This window comes from Caballeronia glebae (assembly GCF_001545035.1).
In the GTDB taxonomy this organism is placed as follows: domain Bacteria; phylum Pseudomonadota; class Gammaproteobacteria; order Burkholderiales; family Burkholderiaceae; genus Caballeronia; species Caballeronia glebae.
Map to the genome: position 1 here is coordinate 181,141 of NZ_FCOJ02000002.1, position 17,819 is coordinate 198,959.

Genomic DNA, 17,819 nt, shown 5'->3' on the forward strand with positions numbered 1-17,819 from the left:
GCGCATTCTACTTGAAGCGGGTCGGATCGTTGTCCGGCGCGGCCGGGGCGGAATCGGGGAAGATGGGATCTGCGGGCGTCTGCTCCTGCGCCGATACGGGCGCGAGCGGCGCGGCGCGGCCGCTCTGCTGGAGCATCGTGCGCAGGAGCGCCCGCGTCACCGCGCGCTTTTGTTCGAGCGAAAAGCGGTCGAGCTCGTCGAGGAGCGCCATGAGGCTCGGCATGTCGCGGCGAAAGTGCGTGAGCAAATAGCCGGGCACGTCCTCGGCGAGCACGATGCCGCGTTCACGCGCCGCGTGCTTCAGCACCGATGCTTTCGCTTCGTCGGATAGCGGCTGAAGGTGGAACACGAGGCCCCAGCCGAGCCGCGTGCGCAGATCTTCGCGCACCGTGAGCGCAAGCGGCGCGTAGTTGCCGGTCGCGACCAGCGCGCTCGTCGGATACGCGCGCACTTCGTTGAAGAGATTGAAGAGGGCGATCTGCTGGGCGGGCGAAAGGCGGTCGCAGTCGTCGACGGCATAAAGCGTCACGCGCGGATCGAAACCGAACGCGTTGAGCGCGCTTTGCGGGCTCAGATAGCGCGCATGGCCGTTCGCCTCGTGCGTGAGCGCCTGCAGCAAATGGCTGCGGCCGCTGCCCGGCTCGCCCCACACGTAGAACGTGCGGTCCGCGACCGGCCCGGCCGCGAGCGCGCCTTCGAGCGCGCGCAGCCGCGCGATCAGTTCGTGATTGCCGGCGGCGAAAAAATTGTCGAAGGTGGCGGGGGGCGGCGTGCCCAGATCGAGCGTCAGTTGGCGTTGCACGGGAGATCGGTATCGTCAGGCCTTGAGTCGGGCGTATCTTGAAAACTGTCGGCTGAGCCGCGGGTATACGCGCAAGGCCGCAGCGAACAACCCTGTGCGTCAATGGCTCGGGCGTTTTCGAGATCGCCTTCGATCTCGAAAAAAACGCCTTCGCCATTCTGGCGTACGCGGGAAAATCCGGCCTGCCGACCGTCGACGGGTCATCATCGGTTAAAATCGCATTTTACCGACCTTCTCGCTCTCCCCTCCATGAATCAACCGAAATCCGCACCGGACGCCCAAGGTTTGTCGTATCGCGACGCGGGCGTGGACATCGACGCGGGCGACGCGCTCGTCGACCGGATCAAGCCGTTTGCCAAGAAAACGTTGCGTGACGGCGTGCTGGGCGGCATCGGCGGTTTCGGCGCGCTCTTCGAGGTGCCGAAGAAGTACAAGGAGCCGGTGCTCGTGTCGGGCACGGACGGCGTCGGCACGAAGCTGCGCCTCGCGTTCACGCTGAACCGGCATGACACGGTCGGCCAGGATCTCGTCGCGATGAGCGTGAACGACATCCTCGTGCAGGGCGCCGAGCCGCTCTTCTTCCTCGATTACTTCGCGTGCGGCAAGCTGGACGTCGACACCGCCGCGGACGTCGTGAAGGGCATCGCCACGGGTTGCGAATTCGCGGGCTGCGCGCTGATCGGCGGCGAGACGGCGGAAATGCCGGGCATGTATCCGGACGGCGAATACGACCTCGCGGGCTTCGCGGTCGGCGCGGTGGAAAAGAGCAAGATCATCGACGGCAGCACGATCAAGCCGGGCGACGTCGTGCTGGGCCTCGCGTCGAGCGGCATCCATTCGAACGGTTATTCGCTGGTGCGCAAGATCATCGAGCGCGCGAATCCCGATCTGAACGCCGATTTCGACGGCCGCTCGCTCGCCGACGCCTTGATGGCGCCCACGCGCATTTACGTGAAGCCGCTGCTGTCGGCAATGCAAAGCATCACGGTGAAGGGCATGGCGCACATCACGGGCGGCGGTCTCGTCGAGAACATTCCGCGCGTGCTGCGCGAAGGCCTGACGGCGGAGCTGGATCATCGCGCGTGGCCGCTGCCGCCGCTTTTCGCGTGGCTGCAGAAGCACGGCGGCGTGGCGGATGCGGAGATGCATCGCGTGTTCAACTGCGGCATCGGGATGGCCGTGATCGTCGCGGCGGAAGATGCCGATGCGGCTACCGGTTTGCTGTCGGGCGCGGGCGAGCAAGTGTGGAAGATCGGCGTGGTGCGCGAGAGCAAGGAAGGCGAGGCGCAGACGGTGGTGGTCTGATATCGCCGTGTCGCGTTGACATCAGAAGCCAAAACCCTCGCCGAGCGCGAGGGTTTTTTGTTTCCGGCTTCAGCCGCCCGCGATCCTTTCGATCGCCTCCAGCGCGCGCTCTGTCGCGTCTTCCGCGCAGCAATCCACCACGACTCGCTCCGGCATCGCGCGCAGCCACGTCAATTGCCGCTTGCACAACTGCCGCGTCGCGAAAATGCCCTTGTCGCGCATTTCGTCATAGCCCGTCGCGCCGTCGAGATATTCCCACGCTTGCCGATAGCCGACGCAGCGTATCGACGGCATCGACAGATTCAAATCGCCGCGAGCACGCAACGCGCGAACTTCGTCGATGAAACCATGCGCGAGCATCGCATCGAAACGCGCGGCGATACGCGCGTGCAGCACCGCGCGGTCCGACGGCTCCAGCGCGATCGGCACGAAGCGGTACGGCGTATCCGCGTGCTGGGTGCGCGGCGCGGCGAGCAGCGTGGACATCGGCTGCCCGGAAAGCATGAATATTTCGAGCGCGCGCTGAATGCGCTGCGAGTCGTTCGGCGCGAGCCGCGCGGCGGTTTGCGGATCGACCGCCGCGAGCCGTGCGTGCAGCGCGGGCCAGCCGTCGCGGGCGGCATCGGCGTCGAGTGCGGCGCGCACGTCGGCGTCGGCGGTGGGGAGATCGTTCAGACCTTGCGTCAGCGCCTTGTAGTAGAGCATCGTCCCGCCGACCAGCAACGGCACATTGCCGCGCGCGACGATCTCACCGGTCAGGCGCAGCGCATCCGCGCGAAACTGCGCGGCGGAATAGCTCTCGGCGGGATCGATGATGTCGATCAGATGATGCGCCGCCGCCGCCCGCTCCGCAGCGCTCGGCTTGGCCGTGCCGATATCCATCTCGCGATAAACGAGCGCCGAATCCACGCTGACGATTTCCACCGGATGCCGCGCCGCGAACGCCAGCGCGGCCGCGGTTTTTCCCGACGCGGTCGGCCCGAGAAGGCAAGCCACAGGCAAAGCGGAAGCGCTCATTGGCCGCGCATGAAGAGGCGGTCGAGATCGGCGAGCGTGAGTTGATACCACGTTGGCCGGCCGTGATTGCACTGATCGGCGCGCTCGGTCGCTTCCATCTGGCGCAGAAGCGCGTTCATCTCGTCGAGCGTGAGCCGGCGATTCGCGCGCACCGCGTTGTGGCATGCGAGCGTGCCGAGCAATTCGTGCTGACGCTCGGTGAGCACGCGCGAGCCGCCATAGGCGTGCAGGTCGGCGAGCACGGCGCGCGCGAGCGATTGCAGATCGGCGTCCTTCAGCAACGCGGGCACGGCGCGGATCGCGATCGACGTCGGCGATAGCACCGCGAGATCGAAGCCGAGCGCATCGAGCGTCTCGCGCTCTTCCTCGACGATGCCGATCTCGACCGGCTCGGCCGTCATCGACACGGGAATCAGAAGCGGCTGCACCGCGATCGCGCGATCGGCGAGCGCGTGCTTGAATTGCTCGTAGAGAATGCGCTCGTGCGCGGCGTGCATGTCGACGACCACCAGACCGCGCGCGTTCTGCGCCAGCACATAGATGCCGTGAATCTGACCGACGGCGAAGCCGAGCGGCTGCTCGCCGGCATGATCGAGGGCGCTGTCGTTCGCCATCGACGGCGCGGACGGCCGCTCGTTCAGCGACGGATAAGTCGTGTCGACGGCCGTCGTCGCGTTCGACGTACCCGCGCCCGTGTCCTTGCGGCCGAAGAGCGCGTCGTAAAGCGCGAGGGGCTGCGCGACGGGCAACGTGCCTTGCGTCATGCGCGACTGGCGCATCCAGTTCGTGCCATTCTCGCTTTTCAGGGTGAGCGAGTCCGGCGTGCCCGCGAAGGGCTTCGCGCTGAACGACGCCGGGCCGGTCGGCTGCAACTGCGCCGCGTGGCCGCCCGCCGTGGTTTCCGGCGATGCGCCCGCGTGCCGCGCCAACGCGCGCTGCACGGCGTGAAAGACGTACTGGTGAATCGAGCGCGAATCGCGAAAGCGCACTTCGATTTTCGACGGATGCACGTTCACATCGACGGATTCGGGCGGCAGATCGAGAAACAGCACATACGCGGGATAGCGATTGCCGTGCAACACGTCTTCATACGCGGCGCGCACGGCGTGTGTGAGCAGCTTGTCGCGCACGAAGCGGCCGTTCACGAAGAAATATTGCTGGTCGGCGCGGCCGCGGCTCGCCGTCGGCAGGCCCGCGCAGCCGTAGACGGCGAGCGGCCCCGCGCGCTCGTCGAGCGGCAGGTGCGCGGTTTCGAACACCTCGCCGAGAATCTTCGCGACGCGCGTTCGTGGATCGCTCGCGTTCCAGTGCTCGACGGCTTTGCCGTTGTGCATCACCGAAATCGCGACATCGGGCCGCGCGAGCGCCGTGCGGCGAATCACGTCGAGGCAATGTCCGAGCTCGGTCTGCTCGCTTTTCAGGAACTTGCGCCGCGCGGGCGTGTTGAAATACAGTTCGCGCACTTCCATCGTCGTGCCGACGGTGCCCGCGGCGGGTGAAATCGCGCCGGTCTGCGCGTCGATGCGCGTCGCGTGCTCACAGCTTTCGGTGCGGCTCGTGATGAACAACTCGGCCACCGATGCGATCGATGCGATTGCCTCGCCGCGAAACCCGAGCGTCGCGACGGCTTCCAGGTCGGCGAGCGAGCGGATCTTGCTCGTCGCGTGGCGCATCAGCGCGAGGGCAAGTTCGTTCGGCGGAATGCCGCAACCGTCGTCGGCAACCACGATGCGTTTTACGCCGCCTTCGTCAAGCGTGATGCGCAGCGTCGTCGCGCCGGCGTCGAGCGCGTTTTCCAGCAGTTCCTTGACGACCGACGCCGGCCGCTCGACCACTTCGCCCGCGGCGATCTGGCTGATGAGCTGGTCGGGCAGCGGGGCGATGGCGCGCGAACGGCGCTCGCCATCGGCTGTCAAAGCGCCAGCGGAGGTTTCGTTGAGGTCGGACATGGCGAAATTATAACGATTCGCGACGTTGCGCCCTTTTTGCCTCCGGCGCGATCGCCCGCGCCCGTCCATGCCCGCCAACACGCCGCATCATGGCGTCTGGATACGCCTTTTTATCCGAGGCGACGCGCCACTTCGGTATCATGGCGCGACTCCCGCACGCGTTGCCGACGCGCCGCTTTTCCGGCGCCGGCTTACTTTTTTGAGGAAAGATTTTTGGACACGTTGCTGCAATTCCTGGGACTTATCCTTCACATCGACAAGTCGCTCGGTGTCTTCATCCAGAATTACGGCGCCTGGGTCTACGCGGTGTTGTTCCTGATCGTGTTCTGCGAGACCGGGCTCGTCGTGTTTCCGTTCCTGCCGGGCGATTCGCTCTTGTTCATCGGCGGAGCGTTCGCCGCGTCGCACGAGATGGATCTCTTCGCGCTGATCTCGCTTCTGCTTGTCGCGGCCGTGACCGGCAACACGCTGAACTACTGGATCGGCCGCGCCATCGGGCCGAAAGTGTTCGACACGAACATTCCCGTGCTCGAACGCTTTCTCGACCGCGCCGCGCTGCAGAAAACGCACAATTTTTATGAAAAGCACGGCGGCAAGACCATCGTGATCGCGCGTTTCGTACCGGTGGTGCGGACCTTCGCGCCGTTCGTCGCGGGCGTGTCGTCGATGAGCCACGCGCGCTTTCAGCTCTTCAATATTCTGGGCGCGCTCATCTGGGTGTTGTTGCTCGTGTTGCTCGGCTATTTCTTCGGCAACATTCCGTTCATCAAGCAGTATCTGAACGTGATCGTGCTGGTCGGGATCGGCGCGGCAATCGTGCCGGTGGCGATCGGCGCGCTGTGGAAGATGAGCCGTCGCAATTCGAAGGCTTGAATAAGGGCAGGATTCGCGAGGTCGTGGAATGCCGGCTTCGCGAAGACATCGAACCGTCCTGGCGGCGGAACGGGGCGCGCAAATCACGGCCGCGGGAAGCGCGATGCGATGCGGAATGCAAGCGGAATCTGCAATCGGCCGCTTATCGACTGTCAAGGATTGTCGATGCAGCCGCCTGCCAATCGCGTGGACGACAGGCCGACGCATGGCCGGCGCGGTGTATGTCAAAAATTTGGAATGCCAAAGGTTTCGGTCAGCCGTTTGACGAAGTGTGTCGTTTAGGTAACTGAGGCGAATTTGCTTCTGTAATGTTTTATGCTGGCGGGATTGTGTTTCTTCAGAGTTTGAGAATGATGCGGTGCAAGCGGGAGCGCGCGGTATTCACCGTGGCGATCGGCGTTTGCGCCTGTTGAAGACGCCGCCTGAGCGAGTGCGGCCGGCAAGTGAAAAAGTTCAAGACGACAAGCATGAGAAAGCTGGTGGTGATGCACAAGAATGGTTTCGGATCGAATCCGCGCGCGGCGATCGCGGGCATGGCGCTCGTTGCGGGAATGACCGCGTGGCTGACGGGGTGTACATCGACGCCGCGCTCGCCAGCGCCGATCGTCGAAAATTCGGCGTTGACCGCGCCGCCGGTCTTGCAGAGCGCGTCGCCGAGCGTGACGCCCGCGCCGCTCGCACCGACGACGTCCACGCCCGTCGAGCCGGGCTTTTATCGCGTGAAGCCCGGAGATACGCTCTACGGCATTTCGCGCAACTTCAAGCAGAAGCCCGCCGATCTCGCCAAGTGGAACACGCTGCCGGAGAGCAAGCAGGTGAACGTCGGCCAGGTGTTGCGCGTGGCGCCGCCGGGTGCGCCGTCGACGATGGCGAGTTCGACGGCCGCCGGATCGAAGATGGCGCAGCCGCCGCTTCTGCCGACACCGGAAAAATCGATCGCGCAGAAGCCTGCGGCTGAAAAGTCCGTGGCTGAAAAATCGGCTTCTGAAAAGTCCGTGGCTGAAAAGTCCGCTTCTGAAAAGCCCGTGGCTGAAAAGCCGGCAGCCGAAAAGTCCGTAGCTGAAAAGTCCGCGTCTGAAAAACCCGCCGCGACCGCGTCGAAGGGCACCTTCGCCTGGCCCGTGCGCGGCGACATCGTGCGCAAGTTCGGCGCGAGCGGCAACAAGGGCATAGACATCGAAGGCAAGGTCGGGCAACCGGTCAAGGCAGCGGCTTCGGGCAAGGTGGTGTACGCGGGCAGCGGCTTGCGTGCCTACGGGCGCATGATCATCGTCAAGCACAGCAACGACTATCTGACCGCTTACGCATACAACGAGAAGCTGCTCGTGAAGGAAGGCGACACGGTGAAACAGGGCGCCACCATCGCGGACATGGGCACCGGACCGAGCGGCACGCCGTCGCTGCATTTCGAAGTCAGAAAGTCGGGCGCCGCGGTCAATCCAATGCCGCTGCTCGGCGCGTCGGGTGGCTGATTTGATCCGCGCGGCAAGGGAGCCGAAAGTGAAGAAGATCATCATCGCCGTGCTGGCCGCGGCGTCGCTGACATCGCTGTTTTCCGGCTGCGATCAGCAACAGAGCGAGGAAGCGTTGAACAAGCTCAAGTCGGTTTTCAATGCCGTGAAGCCGGATAACCTGTTGCTCAAGAATCTGCAGCCCGGCGTCACGACCGAGGCGCAGATTCGCGATCAGATGGGCGAACCGGAAACCGAGCGCGCTTTCACCGACGGCAGCAAGCGCCTCGAATATCCGCGCGGCCCGGCGGGCACGAACACCTATATGGTCGATCTCGATGCGAACGGCCGCTTCGTCTCCGTGACGCAGGTGCTGACCGCCGCGAATTTCGCGAAAGTGCGGCCCGGCATGACGATGGACGAAGTACGCAGACTGCTCGGCAAGCCCACCGAGATCGCGGAGTATCGGCTGAAGAAGGAGCGCGTCTGGAGCTGGCATTGGCTGGAAGATGGCGTGAATCAGGACGCCATGTTCAACGCGCATTTCGGCCCGGACGGCACCGTCGTGACGACGTCGCGCTCCGAAGCGATTCGCGGCGGCCAACGCTGATTCCCGGCATGAGAACGATGAGCGATCCGATGACATACGACACGCGCCTTCGTCTGATGGACGAAGCATCGCGCTATCGCGATCGGGCGCTGAGCGGCGCCGATGCGAAGAGACTCACGCTCTGGGATTGCGGCCGCGGGCATCGCTGGGACAAGGCGCTCGACATTGCGCAGAACGTGCGCTGCATGAATTGCGCGACCGAGCGGCGCGAACTGGAGACGAAGCGTCTGCGCGAACTCGCGCAAGCTCGCGGCGGCGCGCTGCTCTCGCACCACTATGTCGACGTCGCGACACCCCTGAGTTGGCGATGCGCATACGGCCACGTGTGGAACGCGCGTCCCGACGCGGTGCCGCGCCACTGGTGCGCCGAGTGCGCGCGGACCGTGTTCGCCGCCATCCGCTGATCCCGCTTCGGGAACACCAAAGAAAAAGCCGGCGAATGCCGGCTTTTGAGCTTCTTTGTCGGGGCGCTGGCGTCCTTCGCCTGCGACTCGCCGCGTCGTCGGCAAAAACTCGCGCTTTGCTTTCTTATTCTTGCGCTTTGTTTTTACCCACAACCCGTTCGAGTGCCGCCCATCCTGTTTGTCGGTCTCTCAGCGCGTTTTACTGCTTCCCCCCCGTGCGCTGAAATAAGTATTGCGAATAGCCATTCCTAAGAATGTACGCTCGCAAACACATTCGCAAAATGATAAGCACCTGCGGGAAAGTCCCAACCCTCGGAGCGCTTTTCAGCCAGCCGACGACACCGCTTCCACACGCCCGATACCCGAACGCATGCTCGACGCGACGAGCGATTGCGTGACCATGCGCGCTTCGGCTTGCGCGATGTGTTCGAGCGTCGCGTCTTCCAGTTGCTCAGCGAATACGGCGAGCGCCGTGCACAGACGCGCGTGTTGATCGGCGTCGAGTGTCCAGACGCCATCGGCCGAATGATGCGAATCGAGTTCGACCAGCGCTTCGTGCGCGAACATGATGTCGTCTTCGAATTCCGGCGCGTGGCCAAGCTGGCACAACTCTTCGGCGACCAGCATGTGACGGCATAGCGTCATGAAAAGCGGCTGCGAACCGTGTCCGCGATGAAACGCATCGAGCGCCGCATAGCAGTGCAACAGCATCGCGTCGATCATCGGTTCGCGTGCGGCGCGGCTGTATGTCAGCGCGCGCAAAAGCGGCGACATCGCGGGACGGGCGGATTTCATGTTCGTCGATTTCTTCTTCACGGCAGTACTCCCGAAAGAGGTGTTCGCGCGGGCCGGGGCGGTCTGTCGCGCCGGAACGCTGGGTGCGTTGGATGCTTTTGACGTCGAAAGCATCATCGCACCGGAAAATTAGCTTTGTCTTAAGGCGCGCGGCCGCTCGCTCACGCGGGCGTCAACGTCTCGCCGGAGACGTGCACTTTCTGACCGACCGCCACGCCGGGCGCGGCCTGGTAATCGAAGTTGCGCACGCTGCCGTCGCTCATGCGGACCTGCACCTGATAAGTCGTCGCCTTGTGAACGACGTGTTCGATCTGGTTGCCCGCGAGCCCGCCGCCGATCGCACCGATGATCGTCGCCGCCGTGCGTCCGCGGCCGTTGCCGATCTGCGTGCCCGCGAGGCCGCCGACCACCGCGCCGCCGATGGCCCCGATGCCGGTCGTCGGCTGCGCGCTTTGCACGGCGTTGACGGCGGTCACTTCGCCGGCGTACGGATCGTAGGCGGGCGCGGAAGGCGGCGCATAGGACGTGCTTTCCTGAGCCGGCGCGGGCCTGCGCACCGGCGTCGGATGATGCCCGCGCACGGCGCGCGGCAGCGATGCGGCTTGCGGAATCACCGGCTGCGAAGCCTGCGACGCCTGCGCGACAGGCGCGTGCGTGGCCGTTTGCGCGTCGACGAGCGGCGAGGCCGTGACCGTCGTGGCCGTCGCCTTCGACGATGGGAGAAGGCCCGTCATCGCGGCAATGCCGGTGCCGCACGCGAGGATGACCGATACGGCGGCTACCGCGACGAGCGGATGGATGCGGGACGACTTAGTTTGAATCTCGGATACGGCGTTCATGGCAGCGACTCCTGTGGGTGCCTGCCAGCTATAACGCCGCGCGACGACGGCGGTGGACGCGATTGCTGTGACATTTGTAAGCAAAAGTCGCGACGCGCGGTCGTGCGATGTGGCTTAGGGTGAATACATATGTTGCGTGAATTTTGTAGATGGCAACATATGTATCATTCCATCTAAAGAGGCCGCCATGAAACTCACGTCGTTGCTCACATCGACTGTAGCGTTATCCCTCGTCGCGGGCGCGAGCTACGGGCAGGACGGCCAGCCGACGCTCGCCAAGGTTCAGAGCGTCAACCTGATCGCGATCGGGCATCGCGAGACGTCCGTGCCGTTCTCCTACGTCGATGCGAACAACGACGTCGTTGGCTTCTCGCAGGACTTGTGCAACAAGGTGATCGACGCGGTTAAGGCGAAGACGAAGCATCCGGATTTGCGCGTGCGCTTCATTCCCGTGACGTCGCAGAATCGCATTTCGCTCGTGCAGAACGGCACGGTCGATCTCGAATGCGGCGTGACGACCAATCTCGCGTCGCGGCAGAATCAGGTCGCGTTTTCGGACACGTTCTTCGTCGCGACGACGCGTTTGCTCACGAAGAAGGACTCCGGCATCAAGGACTTTCCCGATCTCGCGGGCAAGACCGTCGTGACGAATCAGGGCACGACGTCCGAGCGCATTCTTCGCAAGATGAACGAAGAGAAGAAGATGAACATGAGCATCATCAGCGCGAAGGACTACGGGGAAGGGCGCGCGACGCTCGAAACCGGGCGCGCGGTGGCCTACATGATGGACGACGTGCTGCTGGCCGGCACGCGCTCGCTCGCGGCGAAGCCTTCCGACTGGGTGCTCGTGGGCACGCCGCAGTCGTCGGAGGCATACGGTTTCATGATGCGGCGCGACGATCCGGAGTTCAAAAAGCTCGTCGACGACGCCATGAGTCAGGTGATGAAAGGCCCCGAGATCCGGACGATGTACGACAAGTGGTTCACGAAGCCGGTGCCGCCGAAGAACATCAACTTCGATTTCCCGATGAGCGAAACGATGCAAAAACTCTACGCCGCGCCGAACGACAAGGCGTTCGAGTAGCGCTTCGGCGCGCGCCTCTCACTCCGCGAAGGGCAGGTCCGTTTGCCCTTCGGCGCGCATCCCGAACGTGTTGAGCGTCATCGCGACGAGCGCGTAGTAGCCCAGCAAGCCGACGAGATTCACCACGACCGTATGGCCGAAGCGCGCGACGGCGGCGTCGTAGGTCGTATCGCTCACGCGCTTCTTTTCGTAGAGCTCGGTGGCAAAATCGAAGACGAGCTTGTCGTCGGCATCGGCGAATGCGGGCGTCTTGTCCGTACGCAGCGCTTCGGCGAGATCGGCGGGCACGCCGGCATCGAGCGCGATCGGAAGATGAATATGCCATTCGGCCTGCGAGCGCCAGCGCGCCGCGGTCACGAGAATCGCCAGCTCGGAAAGACGCAGCGGCAGGCCGGTTTTGTAGCGGCAGAACGCGCCGAGCTTTTGCGCGTTTTGCGCGAGTTCTGGGCTGAAGATCCAGCCGAGAAACGGCCCGTTTAGATTGCCGCGCGGGCCGCTCAGAATGTCCTGCAACACGGCTTTCTGTTCGTCGGACGCGGTGGCTGTCTGGAAATCGGGAAGTCGCTTGTTCATGTTTTCGGTCGATGTCGGTGATGTGTTCGAAGACTCGATCATGCCGCCGTCACGCCGATGACGCCGAGCGCGCCGTCGATGGCATCGGAGAGGCGTTCGACGATCGTCTCGATCTGCGCGCTCGTCGTGATGAAAGGCGGCGCGATGAGCACGTGATCGCCGATGCGGCCATCGACGGTGCCGCCCATCGGATACACCATGAGGCCGCGCTTCATCGCCTCGCTCTTGATGAGCGCGTGGAGCTTGTGCTTCGGATCGAACGGCGTTTTGTCCGCGCGATCCCGCACGAGTTCGACGCCGGTGAAAAGGCCGCGGCCACGCACATCGCCGATGAACGGGTGATTCGCCTGCCGCTCGCGCAGCAAGGCGCGCAGTTGCTCGCCGCGCGCCCTCACGTTGTCGAGCAGGCTGTCTTCGGCGATGACCCGCTGCACTTCGAGCGCCGCCGCGCACGCCGTCGCGTGACCGATATACGTGTGACCGTGCTGAAAGAACCCGGAACCGCCGACGATCGTATCGAAGATCGCGTTGCTGACGAGCGTCGCGCCGATCGGCTGATAGCCCGCGCCGAGACCTTTCGCGATCGCGAGAATATCGGGCGACACGCCGTCTTCTTCGCACGCGAACAAGTAGCCCGTGCGGCCCATGCCCGACATCACTTCGTCGAGGATCAGGAGCACGCCGTACTTGTCGCAGACCGCGCGGATCTTGCGGAAGTATTCGCGCACCGGCGGCACCGCGCCCGCCGTCGCGCCGACGACCGTTTCCGCGACGAACGCCGCCACCGATTCCGCTCCGAGATCGAGAATCTTCGCTTCGAGCTCGTCGGCGAGGCGTTGCGCGAAGGCTTCGTTGGTTTCGCCCGCGCGCTGCTCGCGATACGCGAAACAGGGCGTGACGTGATGCGCTTCGATCAGCATCGGCAGGAACGGCTCGCGACGCCATGCGTTGCCGCCGATCGCGAGCGCGCCGAGCGTGTTGCCGTGATAGCTCTGCCGGCGCGCGATGAAATGCCGCCGCGCGGGCTCGCCTTTCTCGACGAAATACTGGCGCGCGAGCTTGAGCGCGGCTTCCATCGCTTCCGAGCCGCCGGAGACGAAATACACGTGACCGAGGTTTTTAGGCGCGGCTTCGATCAGCAGGTCGGCGAGTTCTTCGGCGGGCTGCGTCGTGAAGAACGATGTGTGCGCGTAAGGCAACTGCTGCACCTGCCGCTGGATGGCTTCGGTCACGCGCGGATGGCTGTGCCCGAGACACGAGACGGCCGCGCCGCCGCACGCGTCGATGTAGCGTTTGCCGGTCGAATCGACGATCTCGATGCCGTCGCCGCGCACGGCGACGGGAAGCCTGGCGCGCGGCGCGCGGTGAAATACCGTGGTCATAGTTTTGCCTTTCGAATGCGGAATGCGCGTGCAACACGCGATGTATCATTCTAGCGCGACAACAACATATGTTGTCAATATCGCGTGTATCGGCAATGTCGATGCAACGCTCGATCGGCTAATTCGCCGCGTAGGCGCCGTGCGCGTGCAGTGCGGCTTCGGCCTGTTCCAGATTCGCGACTGCGTCCTTGCCTTCGAGCGCGAGCAGATGCGCGACGAGCATTTCCGCCAACGCCGACGCCGCGACGAGCGACGGAAAGAACGACGGCGATTCGTGCGCGAAGATCAGCGTGTGATCCGCGTTCAACGCGATGGGCGAGACGGCGCTATCGGTCAGCGCGATGAGTTTCGCGCCGCGCTCGATCGCCGCCTGCGCGACGCGCACCGCTTCGACGGAATACGGCGCGAAGCTGACGACGATCACCGCGTGCTTCTTTTCGATGCCGCGCAACTGCATTTCGAGCGTGCCGGCTTCTCCGCTGACGAGACTCACCGACGGGCGGAACAGGCGGTATCCGTAAAGCAGGCCGAACGCAATGGGGTAGCACGATCGAAAGCCCGCGACGTGCACGTGCGGCGCTTTCTTCAAGGTCTTCGCTGCTTCGACGACGCTCTGCGCATTCTGCGCGAGCGTGAGTTCGAGATTGTGCGATTGCGCTTGCGCGAGATCGCGGTTCAGGTGGTTGTCGGCGCCGCCTTTGACGAGCGAACGGGCGCGCGTCGTGAGCGGTTCGGGCCGCGTGCGTACGCGGCTCACGAAGATATCGCGCAACTCGTTCCAGCCGGGGAAGCCGAGTTGCTGCGAGAGACGGACCATCGCGGCGGGTTGGACCTTCGCGCGCTCGGCGACCTTGCGCATCGAGAGGACGGCGACTTCGTCGGGATAGTCGAGCAGGAAGGCGGCGCCGGCCTGGAATTGCGGGCTCAGATCGGGGAAGCGGTCGCGGATGGTCGCCGCGAGTTGGTCGAAGGTGGGCACGTTCTGGATGCTTGAGGAAGCGGACGCGCTATTTAAGCATGAGCGCGACGTGGAGGGCGGTCGCGCGTGGAAAACAAAAAAGCCGCTGTCCTTTTGGAACAGCGGCTTTTTCTTGAAGCTGGTGGCGAATCAGGGACTCGAACCCCGGACCTGCGGATTATGATTCCGTCGCTCTAACCAACTGAGCTAATTCGCCGAAAGAAGACGAGATTATGGCGAGCGTCCAAACTACTGTCAACCCCTTCCACGCAAATTCTTAACGAATCGCGCGGAAGGGAAGGGTCGGGCCAGAATCAGTCCTCGTGATACACATTCGACTTGCGCGTGTCCTTCACGAACAGCATGCCGATCACGAAGGTGATCAACGCGATCACGATCGGATACCACAAGCCCGAGTAGATGTCGCCCTTGGCCGCGACGATCGCGAACGCCGTCGCCGGCAGGAAGCCGCCGAACCAGCCATTGCCGATGTGATACGGCAGAGACATCGACGTATAGCGAATCCGCGCCGGGAACATCTCGACCAGCATCGCCGCGATCGGGCCGTACACCATCGTCACGAAGATCACGAGGATCGTCAGGACCACGATCGCCATCGGCCAGTTGATCAGCGCCGGATCGGCCTTCGCCGGATAGCCCGCGCTCTTCAACGTGCCGGCGAGCGTCTTGTCGAACGCCGCGCCTTGCGCCTTCGCGTCGGCGGCCTTGCCGTCGTAGGTGTTCACCACCGTCTCGCCGACCTTGATCTGCGCAACCGTGCCCGCGGGCGCCGCCACGTTCTCATAGTTCAGACCGGCCTTCGACAGCGCGCCCTTCGCGATATCGCAGGAACTCGTGAACTTGGCCGTGCCCACCGGGTTGAACTGGAACGAGCATTCGTCCGGATTGGCGATCACGACGATCGGCGACTTTTGCGTCGCGGCTTCGAGCGTCGGGTTCGTGTAGTGCGCGAGCGCCTTGAAGAGCGGGAAGAAGCTCAACGCGGCGATCAGGCAGCCCGCCATGATGATCGGCTTGCGGCCGATACGATCCGACAGCGATCCGAAGAATACGAAGAACGGCGTGCCGATGAGAAGCGCCACCGCGACCATGATGTTCGCGCTGGTGCCATCCACCTTCAACGTCTGCGTGAGGAAGAAGAGCGAGTAGAACTGACCCGTGTACCACACGACCGCCTGTCCCGCCGTCAGACCGAAGAGCGCGAGCAGCACGATCTTCAGGTTCTTCCATTGGCCGAACGCTTCCGTGAGCGGCGCCTTCGAGGTCTTGCCTTCGGCCTTGATGCGCTCGAACACCGGCGACTCGTGCAGCTTCATCCGGATCCACACGGACACGGCGAGCAGCAGGATCGACACGAGGAACGGAATGCGCCAGCCCCACGCGCCGAACTGCTCTTCGCCCATGATCGTGCGCACCGCAAGAATCACGATCAGCGAGATGAAGAGGCCGAGCGTCGCCGTGGTCTGAATCCACGCGGTCCACGCGCCGCGCTTGTTCGAAGGCGCGTGCTCCGCAACGTAGGTCGCCGCGCCGCCGTATTCGCCGCCGAGCGCGAGTCCTTGCAAAAGCCGCATCGCGATGAAGATGATCGGCGCCGCGATGCCTATCGACGCGTATCCCGGCAAGAAACCGATCAGGAACGTCGACAGACCCATGATGACGATGGTCACGAGGAACGTGTACTTGCGCCCGACCATGTCGCCAAGACGCCCGAACACGATCGCGCCGAACGGACGCACCGCGAAGCCCGCCGCGAAGCCCAGCAAAGTGAAGATGAAGCCGGCTGTCGGATTGACGCCCGAGAAGAAAGTCTTGCTGATATAGACGGCGAGCGAGCCCGCCAGATAGAAGTCATACCATTCGAACACCGTGCCGAGCGACGAGGCGAAGATGACTTTCTTCTCCTCCGCCGTCATCGGTGCGTGTGACACGCGCCCTTCGACCGTAGCCATGCATCGTCTCCTGTTTTGATTATCGATTACATCGGTCCGCGATAGGGCGGCTCCGGTGCAAAGGATTATTGGAACGAAAACTTACGGCGTTCTGACGCGGCGAGCATCGGCCGGGATGATCGAAAAAAGGGATTTGCGGGGAAACCGCCGATATGTGTTTCGAACGATCGTTTAAATACTCGCAAACATCGTTCTTCGTGCGTTTGTTCGAAAGCGCCGCGACGCTAGCGCTCAGGGTTTGTCCCGGGCAGGAAAAACCCGCTGCAGGCTGACCCGTACAAGCGTTCCGGCGAGCCGCGGGCTTTCCTGATACACGTGATCCTCAATGGCAAGCGTGCCGCCGTGCATCGCCGCGATCTCCTTGACAATGGCAAGGCCGAGTCCGCTGCCTTCGCCATCGCGCCCGAGGATGCGATAGAAGCGCTCGACCACGCGCCCGCGCTCCGCCGCCGGAATGCCAGGTCCTGTGTCTTCCACTTCGAGATGCACGAGATCGAGATCGTTATCGTCGGTCCGCACGCGCACGGTAATGCGCCCGCGCGCCGGCGTGTAGCGGATCGCGTTGTCGATCAGGTTCGACAACATTTCGCGCAGCATCACGACGTTGCCTTCCACTTCGACCGGAAACGGCGGCTCTTCATAACCGAGATCCATGCGTTTCGCGAGCGCGGCCTGCACCCAGTCGCGCACCGCGAGCCGTGCGAGATCCGTCAGCACGATGCGCGTGAATATCTGGCCCGTCGCGCGATTCTCGGCGCGCGCGAGCGCGAGCAATTGCGTGACGAGGCGCGCCGCGTGCTCGGAACTCGTCGCGATCTGTTCGAGCGAGCGCTGCACTTCCGTCGATACGTCCTGACGCATCGCCAATTCCGCCTGCATGCGCAGGCCCGCGAGCGGCGTCTTCATCTGATGCGCGGCATCGGCGATGAAGCGCTTCTGGAACTCCATGTTCTGTTCGAGGCGCGTGAGCAGATCGTTGAACGAAGCGACGAGCGGCGCGATCTCCGGCGGCGCGCTGCCGGCCTGAAGCGGCGAGAGATCGTCCGGACGACGCGCGCGGATGTTCGACTGCAACGCATGCAGCGGCGCGAGCCCGCGCGAAAGCCCGAACCAAACGAGGATGATCGCGAGCGGCAGGATGACGAACTGCGGCAGGATCACGCCCTTGATGATGTCGTTGGCGAGCTGGCTGCGTTTGTCGAGCGTCTCGGCCACTTGCACGAGCACCGGCTGCGCGCCGCGCGGATCGCGTCCCGACGTGAGGCCGGGCAGATCGACGGTCGTATACGCGACGCGGATGTCGTTGCCGCGCAGCACATCGTCGCGAAACTCGACGATACCCGGCTGCGGACGATCGTCGTCGTGCGGCAGCGGCATGTCGCGGTCGCCGCCGACGAGTTCGCCGCGCGTGCCGAGCACCTGAAAAAACACGCTGTCGACGTTATCGGCGCGCAGAAAATCGCGCGTCGCGTCGGGCAGGCGCAGTTCCGCGACGCCGTTCACGGGCTGAATCTGGCGCGCGAGCACGTAGGCGTCGGCTTCGAGCGCGCGGTCGAACGGCCCGTTCGCGATCGACTTCGCGACGAGATACGTCACGGCGATGCTCATCGGCCAGAGCAGGAGAAGCGGCGCGAGCATCCAGTCGAGAATCTCGCCGAAGAGCGAGCGCGGATGCGTTTCGGTGTCGGGCTCCAGTTCGTCGGGCGGCGCGAACGGGTTGGCGTAGCGCGCGTCGCGCCGGGCGTCGGAGTCGTCGTTCGCTTCCGCGTTTCGCTGAGTTTCGGTGGAAACGGGAGACGCCATG

At 63.9% G+C, this 17,819-nt stretch carries 18 protein-coding genes, 1 tRNA gene and 1 pseudogene; 7 read left to right on the top strand and 13 right to left on the bottom strand.

Annotated elements, in window-relative coordinates; all coding sequences use genetic code 11:
• Nucleotides 1-7: 7 nt before the first annotated feature.
• Nucleotides 8-802 carry a DnaA regulatory inactivator Hda gene (hda, locus tag AWB82_RS02440; protein ID WP_086965481.1) on the bottom strand — a complete coding sequence of 265 codons (795 nt, stop codon included), beginning with the start codon at nt 800-802 and terminating at the stop codon, nt 8-10.
• A 249-nt stretch (nt 803-1,051) separates the two neighbouring features.
• On the opposite strand from hda, the gene purM reads away from it, so the two are divergent.
• Nucleotides 1,052-2,107 carry a phosphoribosylformylglycinamidine cyclo-ligase gene (gene purM, locus AWB82_RS02445; protein ID WP_086965483.1) on the top strand — a complete coding sequence of 352 codons (1,056 nt, stop codon included), beginning with the start codon at nt 1,052-1,054 and terminating at the stop codon, nt 2,105-2,107.
• Nucleotides 2,108-2,176: 69 nt separating this feature from the next.
• Here purM and miaA read toward each other — a convergent pair whose 3' ends face one another.
• Nucleotides 2,177-3,124, bottom strand: coding sequence for a tRNA (adenosine(37)-N6)-dimethylallyltransferase MiaA (gene miaA / locus AWB82_RS02450; protein WP_086965485.1), 948 nt, complete (start codon nt 3,122-3,124; stop codon nt 2,177-2,179).
• Nucleotides 3,121-5,022, bottom strand: a pseudogene (mutL, locus tag AWB82_RS02455) (DNA mismatch repair endonuclease MutL); the annotation flags it as partial. The pseudogene mutL and the gene miaA, both read right to left, overlap by 4 nt.
• A 264-nt stretch (nt 5,023-5,286) precedes the next feature.
• On the opposite strand from mutL, the gene AWB82_RS02460 reads away from it, so the two are divergent.
• Nucleotides 5,287-5,946, top strand: coding sequence for a DedA family protein (locus AWB82_RS02460; RefSeq protein WP_086965487.1), 660 nt, complete (start codon nt 5,287-5,289; stop codon nt 5,944-5,946).
• Nucleotides 5,947-6,283: 337 nt separating this feature from the next.
• Here the strand turns inward: AWB82_RS02460 and AWB82_RS39090 are convergent, their stop codons facing one another.
• The gene (locus AWB82_RS39090; protein WP_086965489.1) at nt 6,284-6,640 is read right to left on the bottom strand and encodes a hypothetical protein; all 357 of its coding nucleotides are present in this window, start codon (nt 6,638-6,640) and stop codon (nt 6,284-6,286) included.
• 45 nt (nt 6,641-6,685) lie between these two features.
• The gene (locus AWB82_RS39095; protein WP_086965491.1) at nt 6,686-7,123 is read right to left on the bottom strand and encodes a pentapeptide repeat-containing protein; all 438 of its coding nucleotides are present in this window, start codon (nt 7,121-7,123) and stop codon (nt 6,686-6,688) included.
• Between AWB82_RS39095 and AWB82_RS39100 the strand changes: the two genes are divergently transcribed.
• From AWB82_RS39100 to AWB82_RS02485, 3 genes are read left to right on the top strand one after another with little or no spacing between them, the layout of a single operon-like run.
• Nucleotides 7,083-7,418: a murein hydrolase activator EnvC family protein gene (locus AWB82_RS39100; RefSeq protein WP_159462552.1), complete on the top strand. Its 336-nt coding sequence runs from the start codon at nt 7,083-7,085 to the stop codon at nt 7,416-7,418. The two genes, AWB82_RS39095 and AWB82_RS39100, sit on opposite strands and share 41 nt — an antisense overlap.
• Before the next feature lie 28 nt (nt 7,419-7,446).
• On the top strand, nt 7,447-8,007 hold the full coding sequence (bamE, locus tag AWB82_RS02480; RefSeq protein ID WP_086965614.1) for an outer membrane protein assembly factor BamE domain-containing protein: 561 nt from the start codon (nt 7,447-7,449) through the stop codon (nt 8,005-8,007).
• 17 nt (nt 8,008-8,024) lie between these two features.
• Complete coding sequence (locus AWB82_RS02485; protein ID WP_235023138.1) at nt 8,025-8,411, top strand: hypothetical protein; 387 nt, start codon at nt 8,025-8,027, stop codon at nt 8,409-8,411.
• 324 nt (nt 8,412-8,735) lie between these two features.
• On the opposite strand, the gene AWB82_RS02490 is transcribed toward AWB82_RS02485, so the two are convergent.
• Complete coding sequence (locus AWB82_RS02490; RefSeq protein ID WP_200818024.1) at nt 8,736-9,227, bottom strand: hypothetical protein; 492 nt, start codon at nt 9,225-9,227, stop codon at nt 8,736-8,738.
• Here AWB82_RS02490 and AWB82_RS38790 point away from each other — a divergent pair.
• Nucleotides 9,205-9,339 (top strand): hypothetical protein, encoded by a 135-nt coding sequence (locus AWB82_RS38790; RefSeq protein ID WP_268811013.1) that lies wholly within the window; start codon nt 9,205-9,207, stop codon nt 9,337-9,339. The genes AWB82_RS02490 and AWB82_RS38790 overlap by 23 nt on opposite strands.
• 28 nt (nt 9,340-9,367) lie before the next feature.
• Here the strand turns inward: AWB82_RS38790 and AWB82_RS02495 are convergent, their stop codons facing one another.
• Entirely contained in the window at nt 9,368-10,045 is a 678-nt protein-coding gene (locus AWB82_RS02495) for a glycine zipper 2TM domain-containing protein (protein WP_086965498.1), read from the bottom strand.
• Nucleotides 10,046-10,232: 187 nt separating this feature from the next.
• Between AWB82_RS02495 and AWB82_RS02500 the strand changes: the two genes are divergently transcribed.
• Nucleotides 10,233-11,129, top strand: a complete 897-nt coding sequence (locus tag AWB82_RS02500) for a glutamate/aspartate ABC transporter substrate-binding protein (protein WP_086965500.1) — start codon at nt 10,233-10,235, stop codon at nt 11,127-11,129.
• Nucleotides 11,130-11,147: 18 nt separating this feature from the next.
• Here the strand turns inward: AWB82_RS02500 and AWB82_RS02505 are convergent, their stop codons facing one another.
• From AWB82_RS02505 to AWB82_RS02530, 6 genes are all read right to left on the bottom strand, one after another.
• Complete coding sequence (locus tag AWB82_RS02505; protein WP_086965615.1) at nt 11,148-11,702, bottom strand: carboxymuconolactone decarboxylase family protein; 555 nt, start codon at nt 11,700-11,702, stop codon at nt 11,148-11,150.
• A gap of 38 nt (nt 11,703-11,740) precedes the next feature.
• Nucleotides 11,741-13,084: an aspartate aminotransferase family protein gene (locus AWB82_RS02510; RefSeq protein ID WP_086965502.1), complete on the bottom strand. Its 1,344-nt coding sequence runs from the start codon at nt 13,082-13,084 to the stop codon at nt 11,741-11,743.
• 118 nt (nt 13,085-13,202) lie between these two features.
• Complete coding sequence (locus AWB82_RS02515; RefSeq protein ID WP_086965504.1) at nt 13,203-14,063, bottom strand: MurR/RpiR family transcriptional regulator; 861 nt, start codon at nt 14,061-14,063, stop codon at nt 13,203-13,205.
• Between the two features lie 119 nt (nt 14,064-14,182).
• Nucleotides 14,183-14,259: transfer RNA gene (locus tag AWB82_RS02520), tRNA-Met, on the bottom strand.
• A gap of 97 nt (nt 14,260-14,356) precedes the next feature.
• A complete protein-coding gene (locus AWB82_RS02525) occupies nt 14,357-16,015 on the bottom strand; it encodes an MFS transporter (RefSeq protein WP_086965506.1) in 1,659 nt (552 codons plus the stop codon).
• A gap of 231 nt (nt 16,016-16,246) precedes the next feature.
• Nucleotides 16,247-17,818: a sensor histidine kinase gene (locus tag AWB82_RS02530; RefSeq protein ID WP_086965507.1), complete on the bottom strand. Its 1,572-nt coding sequence runs from the start codon at nt 17,816-17,818 to the stop codon at nt 16,247-16,249.
• Nucleotide 17,819 lies beyond the last annotated feature (1 nt).